Below are 15,361 nucleotides of genomic sequence, written 5' to 3' on the forward strand. Positions count from 1 at the left end.
GAAAATAATGACTGGAAGCGCTTCACATACTGATTTATTGCGATTTTATTTTTTAAATTTTTTTATCTATAAATAAAGGCACCCTGCTTTGGGGTGCCTTCATCACTTCTATTCGACTGGTGTTTTTGGTTTCTTTCCTGAAAGGACTAGATCAATGTTTTCCACACACAGCTGCATCATGGCATAGCGCGTTTCTATGCTGGCACTTCCGATATGGGGCATAGCCACTACATTTTTCAGCTCCAGCAGAGGATGGTCTTCGCCAATTGGCTCCTCCGCAAAAACATCCAATCCTGCCGCTGCAATCTCTCCTGCCTTCAGTGCTTCATATAAATCATGTTCATTTACAACCGGCCCTCTTGAGGCATTTACAAAAACAGCCTTGCCTTTCATCTTCTGGAATGCATTTCGGTTAAATAAATTCCTTGTTTCTTCTGTCAAGGGCGTCAGGCAGACAACGAAATCTGAGCGTTCGAGCAATTCATCAAAGCTGACATATTGGGCTCCCAGTTCCTGTTCCGCATCCGGCTTCCTCGAACGATTGTGATATAAAATCTCCATATCAAATCCAGCTGCACGCTTTGCAACTGTTTTTCCGATATTCCCCATCCCTACAATCCCGATTGTTTTATGATGTACATCCTGCCCTGCTAAAAGCAGCGGACTCCAGCTCTTCCAATTGCCTTTCTTCACAAACTCAGCAGCCTCCACCATTCTGCGCGCAGCAGCGAGCACAAGCGCAAACGTCAGGTCGGCAGTTGAATCATTCAATACCTCTGGTGTATTGGTCACCGTGATTCCGAGCCTTTTTGCTGTCTCAACATCCACATTATCATAGCCGACAGCCATATTGGCTATGATCTTCAGCTTCCCTCCTGCTTCCAGAACTTCCTCATTCACCGGCTCTGATAGCATAGTTAAAAGGGCATCTGCTTTTCTCGCCTCCTGTAAGAATACATCGTAAGGTACCGGCACATCTTCCCGATCCCACATTTCAACTGTGTACTTTTCTTTTAAAATGGCAATAACATTTTCAGGCAGCTTCCTGCTGATAAATACGTATGGTTTCATTAAAATATCCCCTCTTTACATTCTCAAGCTTATGTTCCATTCGCCAAGTAAGGGGAATTTCCCTGCCTATTTTCAGCTCTTGATCCAATTCACCAGAGGAATCCTGAGTTTTTTGATGGGGACCTCGGCAAATTCGAAAAATCCCCCCAGAAAACGCTCATGATCGTCAGACTGCCAAAGATACTTCTGCAGGCGCTCCTGAAGCACAAGCTTCTGCTGTTCAGAATCTGCACCATAATAATTTTCTATTGTTTCGAAATAATGGAGAGGAAATAATAGACGAGCATAGTATAGCCGCCATGAGAAGGAGGATAATGGCCCTACACTTTGATATTCCGATAAAAATTGGCGCAGATCCGGCTGATACGTTTTGATATTATGGAAATATTTCTCTCTCGTCCATTCCGCCAAATCTCTGGATGAATGATCAAATACCCAGTCAAATGGATTTTTCATATAATAACTGTCTCCCCAGGTGGCAGATGTTAGTCTTATATGACAAACGGTTCCGCTGTCTGCCATTTCTGGTTCGTCATCAAGCTCAGTATCCACAAGATATTGGATTGAATTTTCAGCAAGCCCCATATAGTATGGAAACGACTCTAAAAACATTCTCTCAAAATCATTTTCAGGCTTTTGGAAAAGCATCTCATTCCATACCTTTTCCATTTGATCCAGCCGCTGTTCCCAGAGCTGTTTCCACTGCCCGATTCTGCTTGTTTTTTTCACGGGAAACGAAATGCTCCTGCCTCTGTAATGGAACTTTGCCAGCTTTCGTCCAAACTGACTTTGTTTTCTGCTCAGTGTATGCCGGTTAACCAGAATGCAAAAGCGGCTATCGTTCCAATCAATTGATTGTTTACCTTCCTTTGTTTTCATAAAAGTGCTTATGTTCCTATCCCCGCAATTGGTAAGGTGTTCTGCCATTTGGTCCAGTTCTTCGAGTTCTTCTTCATCTGTATGCCCCGCAGGCACAAGCAAATAAAGCTGTCCCTGCTTTCGGCATGCATCATATTTTCCGATTCTCATCGTATCCTCTGCTTCTATCCCAAATTGTTCTTTCAAAAGTTTTCTAAACATTATACCACCTCATTTTAGAGAGATCCTTATGGAATATATATGATAGAAGACTTTAAAACTTGTTGTTTTCTTGGATAAGACTGTGTACCATGGAAATAATACAGGAAATGAAATTTTTCCGTTTCAGCGGCATCGGGCATATTTGATAAAAAAAGGGTATATACATAGTGAAAAGAATCTAAAAGTGCATAACACAGGACCTTAGCTAGGCCTGGACATTCCCGCAATTATTTAATAACCAGAAAAGGTGAAGCCAATGAATGAAGAAAAAAAAGCAGTTAACGTTACAGAGCAGACAGCACGTAAATGGCTCCATGAAAGAGGGGTAGAAATTCAGGATATAGCTGATTTAGTGTTCTTCCTCCAAGAGAAATATCACCCCAATTTACAAATGAAAGATTGCATTCATAATGTTGAGCGTGTTTTATCAAAAAGAGAAGTTCAAAACGCCATTTTAACGGGCATTCAGCTTGATATGCTGGCCGAGGAAAAGAAACTCTTAGAGCCGCTGCAGTCGATTATCGCTACAGATGAGGGTTTATATGGAGCGGATGAAGTACTGGCATTATCCATTGTAAACGTATATGGTTCCATTGGATTTACCAATTTTGGATATATCGATAAATTGAAGCCTGGCATCCTGAAGGATCTGAACGATAAGAGTTCAGGAAGATGCCATACCTTCCTCGATGATATTGTCGGAGCTATCGCTGCAGCCGCTTCGAGCAGGCTGGCACACAGTGCCGAAAATGCGGAATAAAAAAGGATGGAGAGCTTTGTTATTATCCCCTTCAGGTAGACAGTAAAAAAAGAGAACATGATATGATGTTCTTACTAGTCTACTTGGAGGGGTTTTTTCTATGGCCAAAAAAGGACAAACCTTTAAAACCTATACAGAGGGGTTTAAGCGAGAAGTTGTTCGTTTGAAGTTGGAGGAGAAATGGTCTTATAAACAGCTTCGAGAACATTTTGGTATTAAAAGTGATGCCCAAATTGCAAATTGGGTTAAAAAAGTACGAAACGGAGAATCATTTGATGACCAGCGTGGGCATTGGAATAAGAAAAACTTTAATAATTTGGAAGAAGAGAATGCCTATCTGAAAGCGCAGGTGGAATACTTAAAAAAGCGCAATCCAAATCTACATGGGAAGGAATGGTCCTAAAAGCAGATCGATTTCAAATTATTGATAATTTAAGGGAAAAGTATCCCCTTGCGTGGCTACTGAAAATTGGGGAAGTTTCAAAAGCAGGATATTACAAGTGGCGCAATACAAATCCTATACGAAGAATCCGTCTTGAGGAGAATATTTTAGTAAAAGAGCATATCTTAGCCATCCACAAAATGCATCCTTACTACGGATATAAACGAATGACAAGGGCTCTTTCCCGGGAGGGAATTGTAGCTAATCATAAACGGGTCAGAAGATTAATGAGGGAATTAGGTATTCGTTCTGTCATTCGCAAGAAACGTCCATTCTATGGATGAAAAGGATCCGTTTTATTTCCCAATGTCTTAAATCGGGAGTTCTTTGCTGAAAAACCGTATGAAAAACTCGTCACAGATATTACTTACATCCGAGTTGGGGATGAGTTTGTCTATCTGTCAGCTGTTTTAGACTTATATAACAATGAAATTGTTTCATGGCAGTTATCTGAAAGGAACGATCTTAAGTTAGTCATAGATACTATAAAACAGCTAGAAGGCAAGCAGTTCGCAAAAAATGCTTTAATCCACTCAGATCAGGGGTTTCAATATACAACCAAAGCATACGAAAAACAAGTGAAGGAGGACCTCCAAGTTATAGGCAGCCATTCAAGAAGAGGAAACTGTCATGATAATGCTTGTATAGAGTGTTTCTTTTCTCATTTAAAGACGGAGAAAGTTTATTTAGTACGTCCCAAAACAATGGAAGAAGCTTACGTAGCAATTCAGGATTATATACATTTTTACAATCAAGACCGTTTTCAAAGTAAATTAAACGACCTTTCCCCGATAGAATATCGAGAAAAGGCCGCAGCTTAGTATACTCTTTTTTCAATGTCTACTTGACAGGGTTATGTGCACTTTTCTCCATCCTTTTCTATTTAAAGTCCCAATCCGCTAATGAATCGAGCACAAAGTCAGGCTTTTTGTCATAACCCTTCAATAGCTCTTTCGTTGTTACACCTGTATGGACAAGCAAGGTATCCATACTGGCATTCATTCCTGCTAAAATATCCGTATCATAGTTATCCCCAACCATCAGGGTTTCTTCCTTAGCTGTTCCCAGCACCTTTAAAGCCTGCTCCATGATGATCGATTCCGGTTTTCCGATAAACACCGGCTCTGTTTGTGTCGATACAGTAATGACAGAGGTTAGTGACCCATTACCCGGAAGCAGCCCTCTTTCTGTCGGAATAGCAATGTCTCCGTTCGTGGAAATGAATGCTGCTCCATTCCGGACAGCCAGACAGGCGATGGATAGCTTTTCATAGTTAATGGAGCGGTCAATCCCCACTACGACGTAGTCCGCATGCTCCTCAGCAAAGTTTAGCCCCTTTTCAGCCAGCGCTTCCCGTATTCCTTCTTCTCCAATCACATAAACTGAAGCATCGGTTTGCTGTTCATATATGTAGTTGGCAGTAGCCATGCTCGTTGTAAAGACCTGCCCTTCTTCGGCAGGAATGCCGAACTTCACAAGCTTCTCTGCTACCTGGGCTGGTGTTCTGGAAGAATTATTCGTCACAAACAAATAGGGAAGATCCAGTTCCCTAAGCTTATTGACAAAATCAGCTGCCTCACTGATCAGCTCTGTCCCGCGATACATGGTGCCATCTAAATCGATTAAGTATCCTTTATATTTTTTCACAGCCATCACTCCCAAATGATCTATGCTTTTATTAATATCCCTATTTTTCAACTGAGCTATCGCCCATAAAAGCTATCTTAAAGGAACGTGGTGAATTGTGCAATTTTTCACGATTGCAAGGATGAATAATAAAGTAATTCCCGCAAAAAAACTCCTTGAACAGGGGCCCCCGCCTAATCTTGCTTTATTATATAATGACAGCACCCATCACCTGCAGCCATACAGGATTTGATATCAACATGATCAGCAGAAAGAAAATCTTTGATAAACTCTTTTTCGGACCTGCAGATTTGTTTAAATTCTTCTGCTGTTTCAATATATGGGCAATTAAACTCTTTGAGGTGGACTTGGCCTTCCTCTATTAGCAATTCCGGCATAAAGCCTTCAAGCAGGAGAAGGTCCTCAAGAACTTGAAGCTTTTCTGAAAAAGATTTCCCGGCCGTCTGAATCTCATACTGCTGTACGAGGCGGTTTTTCCTTCTTGAAAACAACTCTGTAATTAAATGGCCCTGCCCCATGCTTTTAAGTTCTGTTAATAATTCAACACTTAACTGCTTGTATTTTTTCGGAAACAGATCTTCGCCCTTTGCTGTTAGCTGATAAAGCTTTGAAGGGCGCCCTTTTGTTTGCCTCTGGATTGCAGATCTAATAAAGCCATCTTTTTCAAGAGCCTGAATATGCTTTCTGACGGCCATTTCTGTTATTCCCAGCTCTCTGGCCATTTCCAGTATGGAAAGCTTCCCGGTTGTTTTAATTAACCTCAAGATCTCTTCTTTTGTTGAATTTTCTCCAACATGCATGACATTCACCGCCCTTCTCTTTATTCAAGCCTAATATGCTCCCTAGGAACAAAAGCGGAAGCATCTTGATCAGATGAACTCCAACTAAAAACCGCCACGTCCTGTGGTGAACGTTGAAGCCAGCACATCCAGTGCAAGTCCGGCAGGCATAAGACGAATCAAGCAGGAAACCTCCCAAAGCAAGCTTCGGTCGGGCGATGAATCGCTGACGAAGCGTTCCTTGTCCCGATTTCTTGAGTGATTTGGCTTATGACCCGAGGGGCTAGGCGCTGGAGCTAGATGCAGACAGCCTTTCCACAGAGTTATTCATACAGTTCCATTTCATAGTTTCCCATACAGAGAAAAAGATCGGATTTCTCCGATCTTTATTGAGGTTTAAAAGCAGAAACCGGCCCCAGTTCATTGGTTAGATACTCCCTGACCCTGCCCGGAAACTCTTTAATCATGGACATATGACTGCTTATAGCTGTTATTAGCCCCTCATGATTGACGTCTGTGTAATTTTGGACGAGCATTTTACGATATGTAATGAACTGTTTAAAGCTATTGCTCATTTCTTTGCTGATGACCTTTTCGTCGTCAAGAATATCCACGATATCATCGTAGCTGCCTGGATCCCTCATGATAAAGCCGTCAATCATCGTATTACCAGTATCAAGGATAGCTTCGATCATAATTTGGGCAATCCGTTCCAAGGCTGCCTTTTCAATAGGGGATGTCCACTCTTTCACTTCTTCAAAAAGGGAGATTTGCTGTTCCAGATAACTAAGTGTGTCTTCGATCTTTTCCCTGTCTACGAAATACATAATGCTTCCTTCCTCCTATGAAGATTTCAGGCTCTTGGTTAAAGTATCCGGCCGAGCGTAGAAATATCCCTGAGCTAAATCGACATTGTTTCTGGAGAGAACCGATGCCTCCCCTTCACTTTCAATTCCCTCGGCAACCACCAGTGAACCCGCTTCTTTCGCCACTAAAAGGAGACCCTTCAGCATGGATTCTTTTACCCTGTTCGTATCAATGCCTTTAATGACGGAACGGTCGATTTTTATAATATCCGGCATAATCTCACTTATTGAATTTAAACTGGCATAACCTGCACCGGTGTCATCCACAGCCACCCGAAATCCTAATGTTCTTAATACCTTTATATTGTATATAAAGTTTTCAATACCTTCAATGGGATCACGTTCAGTAATTTCAAGTGTGATCTGTTCAGGGGGAATATTTTTATAGCCGGTGAGCATTTTCTTTACATCCCTCACAAACCTTTCATTCCCTATTGTAATCGGGGTGAAGTTAATAAATATATCCTGATTGCAGTCTGTCTTTGTTATCTGTTGAAGTGTTTTCTCAAGTACGATTAGCTCCAGATCATAAAGGCTTCCCGTCTGCCGAGCAATGCTAAAAAGCTGTAGAGGGCTTTCCAGGGAAGTGCCGCTCGGACCTCTTGTGAGCATTTCCCAAGCCTTTATCTCGCCTGTAGCCACATTAATAATCGGCTGTGCCAGCATTTTAATATCCTTTTTCGCTACAATTTTATTTATTTTGTACATCATTTCATTAAACTCGGATCTGACCCTTTTTTCGGCCATTGCGAGTGCATGCTGATGGGCTTTGTAGACTGCTTCCTGAACAGACGAATAATACTTCTTTTCAACAAACATATATCCCGTATCAATAACCGGCTTTATATGAGGTGTATCACTATGTATGTATTTTTCAGCTTCTTTGACAATTTTTTTCAGTGTTTGATCAATTTCTGTCACACAATCCCTGCTATGGTCCACTTTCATTATCAAGGCAAGGCCATCGCTATAATGATCATGCACGATAATGATTTGATTATCTTCAAGTTCCCGCTGAATGACTGCCAAAAATATGATCTTAATGTTTTTTATAAACTGTCTGAAAGAAAGCTCACCCAGCTGTTCGGACAGGTCTTGCCAATTTTTAAAATTAAAAACAGCAACGGCCACTTCAAACCCTTGTTTCAGCGCCAGATTTACTCCTTCTGCAATCGGGTCACGGATAATGAATTGGGGAGGGAAATACTTTATCTTATTTAAAGGAAGCATAAGTTTGCCCCAATTTCCAACCGGCTTAAATCTTTTTATGTAATGGTGGACCATACCTTTCATTCCTCTCAGCTGCCAGCTTTATTTTTGTATTGGCTATAAGCCTTTATTACTATGCTACCCTACCAGCTATTGTATCACAATATTTTGAATTGAGTATTTTTTCCTTTAATAGAAAAAATATATATTTAGCCATTAAAGGGTGAAAAGAGAATAAAAAGATTCATCCCCTTCGAACATAAACCCAACAAGGACATGCTATAATCGGTATATAAAACAACTGAGGAGTGTTATATTTGGCAGAACGCTTTTTCTTATATGATGATCTCGAAGAAACAAAAACCAGATTTGTCAGCTTTATGGGAGAAAACCAGCGATTCGATTTGGCTATTGTTCGTTCCGATCGCTATTACGGCAAACAATTGGTCCTTGATATCCAGGGAAGCCGATTTGCCATTATTGGAGAAGATGATTTAAAGGAAGAAGGCTATCTTGAGCATGTTTTTCAGCTTTCTGAGGAAGATGCAGAGGAGCTTAAGTCATTTCTCATGGAAATCGTTTAATATACGATAATAAACAGATACTAAGGGAGAACCTATTTTGTGGGTTCTCCTTTTTCTTTAAAGACCCTGCTGCATATAAACTTCCTAAGGAGTGATAGCATGGACGATAAAGAAAGACGCACATACACCGATTTCTCAAATGTGGAAACGCAAAGGAATTTCCTTATTCCCGAGGACTTGCCTGAAGGTGCCTATGGCTCTCCCAGAAATGCGGATGAGCCGGTAGAGAACAAAAGCACCCCATGGCAGGAGGGCCAGCGCTATTACAGTGCCTTCAATTATGAGTTCAAGTCCCTCCATCAGAACTTGCCGAGGCAAATGCCAGGGGCGCATCCGCCGCATGATGACCCTGATAAAAATGAAGAACCGCCATATACAGAGACTTAAAAAAGCGTACACCAACAAAGGGCAGGCAGCATCAAAAAAAGGGCAGGGTTACCCCCCTGCCCTTTTTAGCTTTTCACTTTTTTCACAACAAAATAGGCACATCCGAAATTACAGAATTCGTAAAGATACTCGGTCAGAGTACTTATTTTTGTATCAAATGAAGCCTTTTGGTTCTGATCATCGAAAAAGCCGCGGAGACGAAGCTGACCATATCCCCAGTCGCCAACAATATAGTCATACCTGGATAAAATTTCGCTGTATCTCCCGCGAAATGCTTCCTCATTAAAACCATCCCGTTCTTCCTGAATCACTTCATAGCAGATATTATTAATGCAGACCAATTTATTCACCTCAACTTAAAAAGCATATGTACCAGTATTATATTGGAAATCACAGGATATGAAAACAAACCAATATTTGTCCTAATTAAATTATAACTGATTCCCCATCAATTACTAAGAGAAAAAAATTCAGCAGTGGCAATTCTATAGATGAGGAGGTGTTTATAGTGAAAAAATCACTAATCATTCTTGGCATTAGCGGCATGGCTGCACTGACTGCCTGTCAAAACAATGCCGCAAAAGAAGATATCTATGAAGAAACCGGTCACACCATAAATGTAAATGACCAGCGTGCTGATTTATACAACAGGGATATGGGCAATGGGCGAAACGGCCGAAACAATACCGGTGAAGACTTCGGATATGTGCGCCATCAAAAAAGCCCAATTATGGGAGACAACGTTTCAGCGGATCACTATGCTGCCATTGACCGTGAGCAGGTTGCAGATATTATCGGAAAATATTGTACTGAAGTTCCGAACGTGGACGATATTTCAACTCTTGTAACAGATGAAGAAGTCCTGATCGTGTATAACACTGACACAAAAAATCGCAATCAGACAGCTGATCAGGTGAAGAAGATGGCTATGTCTGTAGTCCCAAGATGGTATCATGTCTATGTAAGTGATGATACTTCATTAAGGAAAAATGTTGAAAACTATGCAACAGTTGATTCTGATGGACGTAATGCTGAAAATGGCATTAACCAGTTAATTAAACAAATGCTTAATTCTCCTCAAGGAGAAAGAATGAGTGAAAGTGAAAATGAAAACGGTGAAATGCAAGGCGAAAGAAACGATGATATGGATAAAGATGATCTTGGGGAAAACGTCAAGAAAGCAGGTAACCGTTAATCATTCAGCAGTATGAAAAAAGAGTCCAGCGATGGCGCTGAACTCTTTTTTTATCTTATGCTTCCTGGATTTCCTTTTCTCCCATAAGCTGCTTTTGTTTAGATGCCGCATTTACCTGCTCATCAGCATGATAGGAAGAGCGGACAAGCGGGCCTGCTTCACAATGGCTGAATCCTTTGCTCATTGCAATGTCCTTCAGCTCCTGGAATTCTTCAGGTGAATAGTATTTCAAAACCTTAAGATGTTTCTTGGATGGCTGCAGATACTGCCCTATTGTCATAATATCAACATCATGGGCACGCAGATCATCCATTACCGCAATTATTTCCTCTTTTGTTTCGCCAAGCCCGATCATCAAGCTGGATTTTGTAGGAATATCTGGCTGCATCTCTTTTGCACGCTTTAAAAATTCAAGAGAGCGCTTATATTTTGCACGCGCTCTTACTCTTGGAGTCAGGCGCTCAACTGTTTCGATATTGTGGTTAAGAATATCAGGCCGGGCATCCATAAGCATTTTCAGATTATCATACACACCGCCCATGTCTGAGGGCAATACTTCAATCGTAGTGAACGGGCTTTTTCTTCTGATGGCACGGACCGTTTCTGCGAAAACAGCAGCACCGCCGTCCTTTAAGTCATCTCTTGCTACAGCTGTTACCACTGCATGCTTTAAGTTCATTAGCGCTACGGAATCTGCTACGCGTTCCGGCTCCTGAAGATCCAATTCAGTTGGCAGGCCCGTTTTGACAGCACAAAAACGGCAGGCACGCGTACAAACATCCCCAAGAATCATGAACGTGGCCGTTCTTCTTACTGCCCAGCATTCATGAATGTTGGGGCACTTAGCCTCTTCACAAACAGTATGCAGATTTTTTTCCCTCATCATTTTTTTTAGGCCAGTATAATTTTCATTTGTGTTTAACTTTATTTTCAGCCATTCAGGCTTGCGCAAGTACTCTTCTTTTTTGCTCATTTTCCCACTCCTTAAACTGAAGCTAGACGGAAAGAAAGGCGCAAGCGCCTTACCCTTGGCTTGAGGCCTCGAGGGGGTAGGCGCTGGAGCCAGACAGTTATCTGACTTCAGAATTAATACATTCTTGCCTATTAAAAAAGCCTGTCATAAGCAAATTCCGACTAAGCTGATTAGACTTCACCTGATGCCACTTTATCATAATGAATTGAAGAGGACAAGCCGAAGATTCTGGTATTACCATTAATTGATATTTATTAAATTATCCATTCCTCACAAACTAAATAAGCAGACCATAAAAGAAGGGAGGATTTCCGTGCGGATATTATTTACCGCAGCTGCGGCCTTATCGTTATTTCTGATTTCCTTATGCACAGTCAGCGCCCAAGAAAATCAAGCTGATGTATATAAACAAAGAATGACCTTATATAAAAAAGTTGAAGCTGTTACGAACATCCCCTGGTATTACCTTGCGGGGATTGATCAGTATGAACGGAATGTCCGGCAGTCCAGAAGGGATATTCCCAAAGCAGAAGGCATTACAGGCATCTATTTTAAACCTGAAGAGTGGGCGGGAATATTGAACCCAGATCCATCCGATGAGAATCCTACATCCATACAATTTTTCAATGGAATAGGAATGGACGGGGACGGGGACGGAAAAGCCAGCTTGAAAAGTGATGAAGATGTTCTTCATTCCTTTGCCAAATTCCTTCTCTCATATGGTACAGACCATGATAATTTAAAAATTGGATTGTGGAATTATTATAAACGCGATAAAGCTGTCGGCATCATTATCGGCAAAGCCCAAATTTATAAGCAGTTCGGCCGCCTTGATCTTGATGATCACACCTTCCCTGTCCCTTTGAGGAGCAATTACAGCTACAGAAATACCTGGGGTGACGCCAGAGGATGGGGCGGAAGGCGGATTCATGAAGGAACAGATATTTTCGCTGATTACGGGGTGCCCGTCCGGGCTACATCTTATGGAATAGTGGAAATGAAAGGCTGGAACAAATATGGAGGATGGAGAATCGGCATCCGTGATATTAATAATAACTATCATTACTTTGCCCATTTAAGCGGATTTGCAAAAGATCTGAAAGTTGGGCAAATCGTTGAGCCTGGGATGATGATAGGAGGGGTAGGAAGCTCCGGCTACGGGCCTCCGGGTACATCAGGTAAATTCCCTCCCCATCTCCATTATGGCATATACAAAGACAATGGCTATACTGAGTGGTCCTATGATCCATATCCTCATTTAAGATTATGGGAAAGACAGGATCGGATAAAAGCAAGAAGAAAATAAACATAAATAAAGGACTGCCTATTTAACCAGGCAGTCCTTCATTATTTATTATTTAGCTTTTTTTGCTTTAGATACGGCATTCATGATACTTGCTGCCAGACCGCCCCAGATAATGAGCATCCCAACCACCATCATTGTAATTGCGCCACCAGACATTATTGAGATACCTCCTTATCATTTGGGATCGTAAGCTTAGTCTGTGTTTCGTTCTTTTTAATTGCCATAAACACAAAGCCTAAGATAATGGCTCCAATTGCTACTCCCCATCCTGAATAGAGCAGGAAGCTTGTAGGATATCCTTCATAATTATCTTTAACATTCGTAATAATGTTTTGAATCATCATATAACCAAGCACGATTGGTGTAATTCCAATTAAACACACTTTCCACCATGCCCCAAGTTTTATATCGGAAACAGCATCTGCATGGTTTTGAAGATTTTTCAATTCTTTTAAAACCCATCCAACAATTACAACCTGGACAAGTCCTGCCAAAGCAACTCCAAACTGGTTAATGAAGTAATCAGCTGCATCAAGGAAGTATAAACCGCCCTGTGTAGCAAAAAGGATGGAAATAACAGCAGATAAACCGCCGCCAACAAGAACAGCTTTATTACGTGATACATTAAACTTATCCTGTACTCCGGCAACAAATGTTTCAACAATTGAAATTAGCGAAGTTAAGCCCGCCAGTGTTAAACAGATAAAGAAGAAAGACCCGAATAACCCATTTAAAGCAGGGAATTCGTTAATGATTTGCGGGAATACCACGAATGCTAATCCTACACCGGATGATACAACTTCATTAATACCCACACCCTGCTGTGCAGCCATGAATCCTAATGCGGCAAAAACTCCGATCCCTGCAAGAAGTTCAAATCCAGAGTTTGCAAAACCTGTAATGAAAGCACTATTTGTCAGATCCGTTTTCTTAGGAAGGTAGCTTGAATATGTTACCATGATGGCAAATCCAATTGATAAACTAAAGAAGATCTGGCCATATGCCGCAACCCAAACTTTAGGTTCTGCAATCATCTCCCAGTTCGGCTTAAAGAATGCATCCAAGCCGGCAATAGCTCCATCAAGCGTCAATGCGCGAACAACAATAATTAAAAATAAAACTACAAGGACAGGAATAAAGATTTTGTTCGCGATTTCGATGCCTTTTTTAATTCCCTTGAACAGGATGCCAAGTGTTACTACCCAAACAATAACTAACGGAATAAAAACTCCTGGGACAATCCCGCCAATATCTCCTGGCGTTTCAGAAAGCTTCAAATATTCTCCAAAGAGGAATCCGTTTGGATCGTCACCCCATTTGAGATTAAACGAAAAGCCTGCGAAAGACATCGCCCATGCGATAATAACCGCATAATATGTTGAAATGACAAATGAGATGGCTACCTGCCACCAGCCTAACCATTCGTATTTTTTACTTAATCTAGCATAAGACAGTGGTGCTGAACCCCGATACTTATGGCCAATTGTAAATTCCATAATCAGAAGCGGTATACCTGCTGTCAGCAGAGCAAATAAATACGGAAAAAAGAATGCTCCCCCTCCATTTTCATATGCAACTGCAGGGAAACGCCAAATGTTTCCTAGACCAATTGCAGAACCCACTGCTGCCATTATAAAGCCAGCTCTGGATCCCCACTGCGGACGATTCTCCATAGTAATTACTACCCCCTGTAAATATTCCCAATTAAAAAGAACAATGGGAACTTTTTATATTTTCAGATAATTAAATCTAACTAAGCCTAGTATAGCTAGTTTTTGATAATCTGTCAAAACATTATTTTCCTAATAGTATTATTTTTCGAAATAATTTATTTTAGTACATTGCCAGAGTAAAGCACATAAAAAATTAGTATACTCGTATTTTAATTATCATTAGAATTCAACTCGGCCAGGAGTTATTCCACCAAAGCTGATCAATATATTCTTTGTCCTCACCCCCTTAGTAAAATTTATTCTTAAAAGCTAAAAACTTTCATTTTTTATTCAGAAAATTCAAAATAAAATTGGTAAGATGCCAAAATTAACCTTGTTTGCTCTTCTAAGACCCGGGAATATAACCAATGTGCTTAACCATTACCAAATATAGCATAAAGCACTACAAAGGAGGTTTTTACAAATGGATGCCAATATTATCGGAGTTTATAATTCACAAAGGGAAGTAGTAAATGCCATTCAAGAACTGCAGAATGACGGATACCCTGTTCAAGATCTATCCATCATTGGACAGACAGAACACCTGGATACGTCTCTTGAAGATAAAACCGGTGTTCATACAGAGACCTTCGAGACTAAAGATAGAGACAGCAGCGAGAGCGCGGGATTCTTAAATAGTCTGGCATCATGGTTTGATGATGATCGCATGAGCAGCGACTCTGCAGGTGAAAAGTTCAGGGAACTGGGCATGTCAGATGATGAAGCACGCAAGTATGAAGCTTATGTAAACGAGGGAAAAATCATTTTATACAGTGATAGAATGGATACTGCAACAGGCTTTACCAATGCCGGAACTGCTGAAGCCAATGTGGACAGCACTTACAATGGGGGATATAGCCAGCAGAGGAATCCCGCTGAAGAAGATGAACAATCATTAAAACTTCGGGAAGAACAGCTGGATGTGTCAAAAGAACGCGTTCAAGCCGGAGAAGTTGAAATCCATAAAGATGTTGTGGAAGAACAAAAAGCAATTAATGTACCGGTAGAGCATGAAGAAGTGTATGTAGAAAGAAGAAAAGTGGATGATCCAACTGGCGCAAGCACATCACCTATATCAGATGAGGAAACAATCAGGATCCCAATTACAGAAGAGCGTGTAGAAGTCTCCAAAAGGCCTGTTGTCACCGAAGAAATTGTCGTAGGCAAACGGGAAGTTCAGGAAACCCAGCAGGTTAAAGAAAACCTCAAGAAAGAAGAAGTGCATCTAGAAGGCGGCCATGAATATGTTACTGACGATGAAGACTTAGATCGTTCTCTTAATAGAAGAAATAATGACAACCTATAATTAAAAAGGTCCCTTCCCGGGGACCTCTTTAATATGATGGATGA

Annotated in this window: 16 protein-coding genes and 1 pseudogene; 7 read left to right on the plus strand and 10 right to left on the minus strand. The window is 41.0% G+C overall.

Annotation, left to right across the window (positions count from 1 at the left end; all coding sequences use genetic code 11):
* Positions 1–108: 108 nt before the first annotated feature.
* Together AC0VZ9_RS23695 and yutH are read right to left on the minus strand one after the other, a co-directional pair.
* The gene (locus AC0VZ9_RS23695) at positions 109–1,071 is read right to left on the minus strand and encodes a 2-hydroxyacid dehydrogenase (protein ID WP_009331706.1); all 963 of its coding nucleotides are present in this window, start codon (positions 1,069–1,071) and stop codon (positions 109–111) included.
* 72 nt (positions 1,072–1,143) lie between these two features.
* Entirely contained in the window at positions 1,144–2,151 is a 1,008-nt protein-coding gene (gene yutH, locus AC0VZ9_RS23700) for a spore coat putative kinase YutH (RefSeq protein ID WP_009331708.1), read from the minus strand.
* A 256-nt stretch (positions 2,152–2,407) separates the two neighbouring features.
* Here yutH and AC0VZ9_RS23705 point away from each other — a divergent pair, with 256 nt between their 5' ends.
* Together AC0VZ9_RS23705 and AC0VZ9_RS23710 are read left to right on the plus strand one after the other, a co-directional pair.
* Positions 2,408–2,911, plus strand: a complete 504-nt coding sequence (locus AC0VZ9_RS23705; protein WP_009331709.1) for a phosphatidylglycerophosphatase A family protein — start codon at positions 2,408–2,410, stop codon at positions 2,909–2,911.
* A gap of 100 nt (positions 2,912–3,011) precedes the next feature.
* A pseudogene (locus tag AC0VZ9_RS23710) lies at positions 3,012–4,174 on the plus strand (IS3 family transposase).
* Positions 4,175–4,232: 58 nt separating this feature from the next.
* On the opposite strand, the gene AC0VZ9_RS23715 reads toward AC0VZ9_RS23710, so the two are convergent.
* From AC0VZ9_RS23715 to AC0VZ9_RS23730, 4 genes are all read right to left on the minus strand, one after another.
* Positions 4,233–5,000 carry a TIGR01457 family HAD-type hydrolase gene (locus AC0VZ9_RS23715; protein WP_475396785.1) on the minus strand — a complete coding sequence of 256 codons (768 nt, stop codon included), beginning with the start codon at positions 4,998–5,000 and terminating at the stop codon, positions 4,233–4,235.
* A gap of 173 nt (positions 5,001–5,173) precedes the next feature.
* Complete coding sequence (locus tag AC0VZ9_RS23720; RefSeq protein ID WP_009331711.1) at positions 5,174–5,800, minus strand: helix-turn-helix transcriptional regulator; 627 nt, start codon at positions 5,798–5,800, stop codon at positions 5,174–5,176.
* A gap of 365 nt (positions 5,801–6,165) precedes the next feature.
* Positions 6,166–6,606, minus strand: a complete 441-nt coding sequence (locus tag AC0VZ9_RS23725; protein WP_009331712.1) for a DUF86 domain-containing protein — start codon at positions 6,604–6,606, stop codon at positions 6,166–6,168.
* Positions 6,607–6,621: 15 nt separating this feature from the next.
* A complete protein-coding gene (locus tag AC0VZ9_RS23730) occupies positions 6,622–7,938 on the minus strand; it encodes an EAL domain-containing protein (RefSeq protein WP_009331713.1) in 1,317 nt (438 codons plus the stop codon).
* 233 nt (positions 7,939–8,171) lie between these two features.
* Here AC0VZ9_RS23730 and AC0VZ9_RS23735 point away from each other — a divergent pair, with 233 nt between their 5' ends.
* Positions 8,172–8,438 (plus strand): DUF3055 domain-containing protein, encoded by a 267-nt coding sequence (locus tag AC0VZ9_RS23735; RefSeq protein ID WP_009331714.1) that lies wholly within the window; start codon positions 8,172–8,174, stop codon positions 8,436–8,438.
* 99 nt (positions 8,439–8,537) lie between these two features.
* Entirely contained in the window at positions 8,538–8,825 is a 288-nt protein-coding gene (locus AC0VZ9_RS23740; protein ID WP_009331715.1) for a hypothetical protein, read from the plus strand.
* A 65-nt stretch (positions 8,826–8,890) separates the two neighbouring features.
* Here AC0VZ9_RS23740 and AC0VZ9_RS23745 read toward each other — a convergent pair whose 3' ends face one another.
* Positions 8,891–9,166 (minus strand): YutD family protein, encoded by a 276-nt coding sequence (locus AC0VZ9_RS23745; protein WP_009331716.1) that lies wholly within the window; start codon positions 9,164–9,166, stop codon positions 8,891–8,893.
* 167 nt (positions 9,167–9,333) lie between these two features.
* Between AC0VZ9_RS23745 and AC0VZ9_RS23750 the strand changes: the two genes are divergently transcribed.
* Positions 9,334–10,020, plus strand: a complete 687-nt coding sequence (locus AC0VZ9_RS23750) for a YhcN/YlaJ family sporulation lipoprotein (protein WP_009331717.1) — start codon at positions 9,334–9,336, stop codon at positions 10,018–10,020.
* A 55-nt stretch (positions 10,021–10,075) separates the two neighbouring features.
* Here the strand turns inward: AC0VZ9_RS23750 and lipA are convergent, their stop codons facing one another.
* Positions 10,076–10,993, minus strand: a complete 918-nt coding sequence (gene lipA, locus AC0VZ9_RS23755; RefSeq protein ID WP_009331718.1) for a lipoyl synthase — start codon at positions 10,991–10,993, stop codon at positions 10,076–10,078.
* 313 nt (positions 10,994–11,306) lie between these two features.
* On the opposite strand from lipA, the gene AC0VZ9_RS23760 reads away from it, so the two are divergent.
* Complete coding sequence (locus tag AC0VZ9_RS23760; RefSeq protein WP_009331719.1) at positions 11,307–12,299, plus strand: M23 family metallopeptidase; 993 nt, start codon at positions 11,307–11,309, stop codon at positions 12,297–12,299.
* Positions 12,300–12,347: 48 nt separating this feature from the next.
* Here AC0VZ9_RS23760 and AC0VZ9_RS23765 read toward each other — a convergent pair whose 3' ends face one another.
* Complete coding sequence (locus AC0VZ9_RS23765) at positions 12,348–12,455, minus strand: methionine/alanine import family NSS transporter small subunit (RefSeq protein WP_019382719.1); 108 nt, start codon at positions 12,453–12,455, stop codon at positions 12,348–12,350.
* On the minus strand, positions 12,455–13,972 hold the full coding sequence (locus tag AC0VZ9_RS23770) for a sodium-dependent transporter (protein WP_009331720.1): 1,518 nt from the start codon (positions 13,970–13,972) through the stop codon (positions 12,455–12,457). Before AC0VZ9_RS23770 ends, AC0VZ9_RS23765 begins: the two co-directional genes overlap by 1 nt.
* Positions 13,973–14,435: 463 nt before the next feature.
* Here AC0VZ9_RS23770 and AC0VZ9_RS23775 point away from each other — a divergent pair, with 463 nt between their 5' ends.
* Positions 14,436–15,317: a YsnF/AvaK domain-containing protein gene (locus AC0VZ9_RS23775; RefSeq protein ID WP_009331721.1), complete on the plus strand. Its 882-nt coding sequence runs from the start codon at positions 14,436–14,438 to the stop codon at positions 15,315–15,317.
* Positions 15,318–15,361 lie beyond the last annotated feature (44 nt).

It is taken from the genome of Cytobacillus sp. QJM3NY_8 (genome assembly GCF_056173585.1).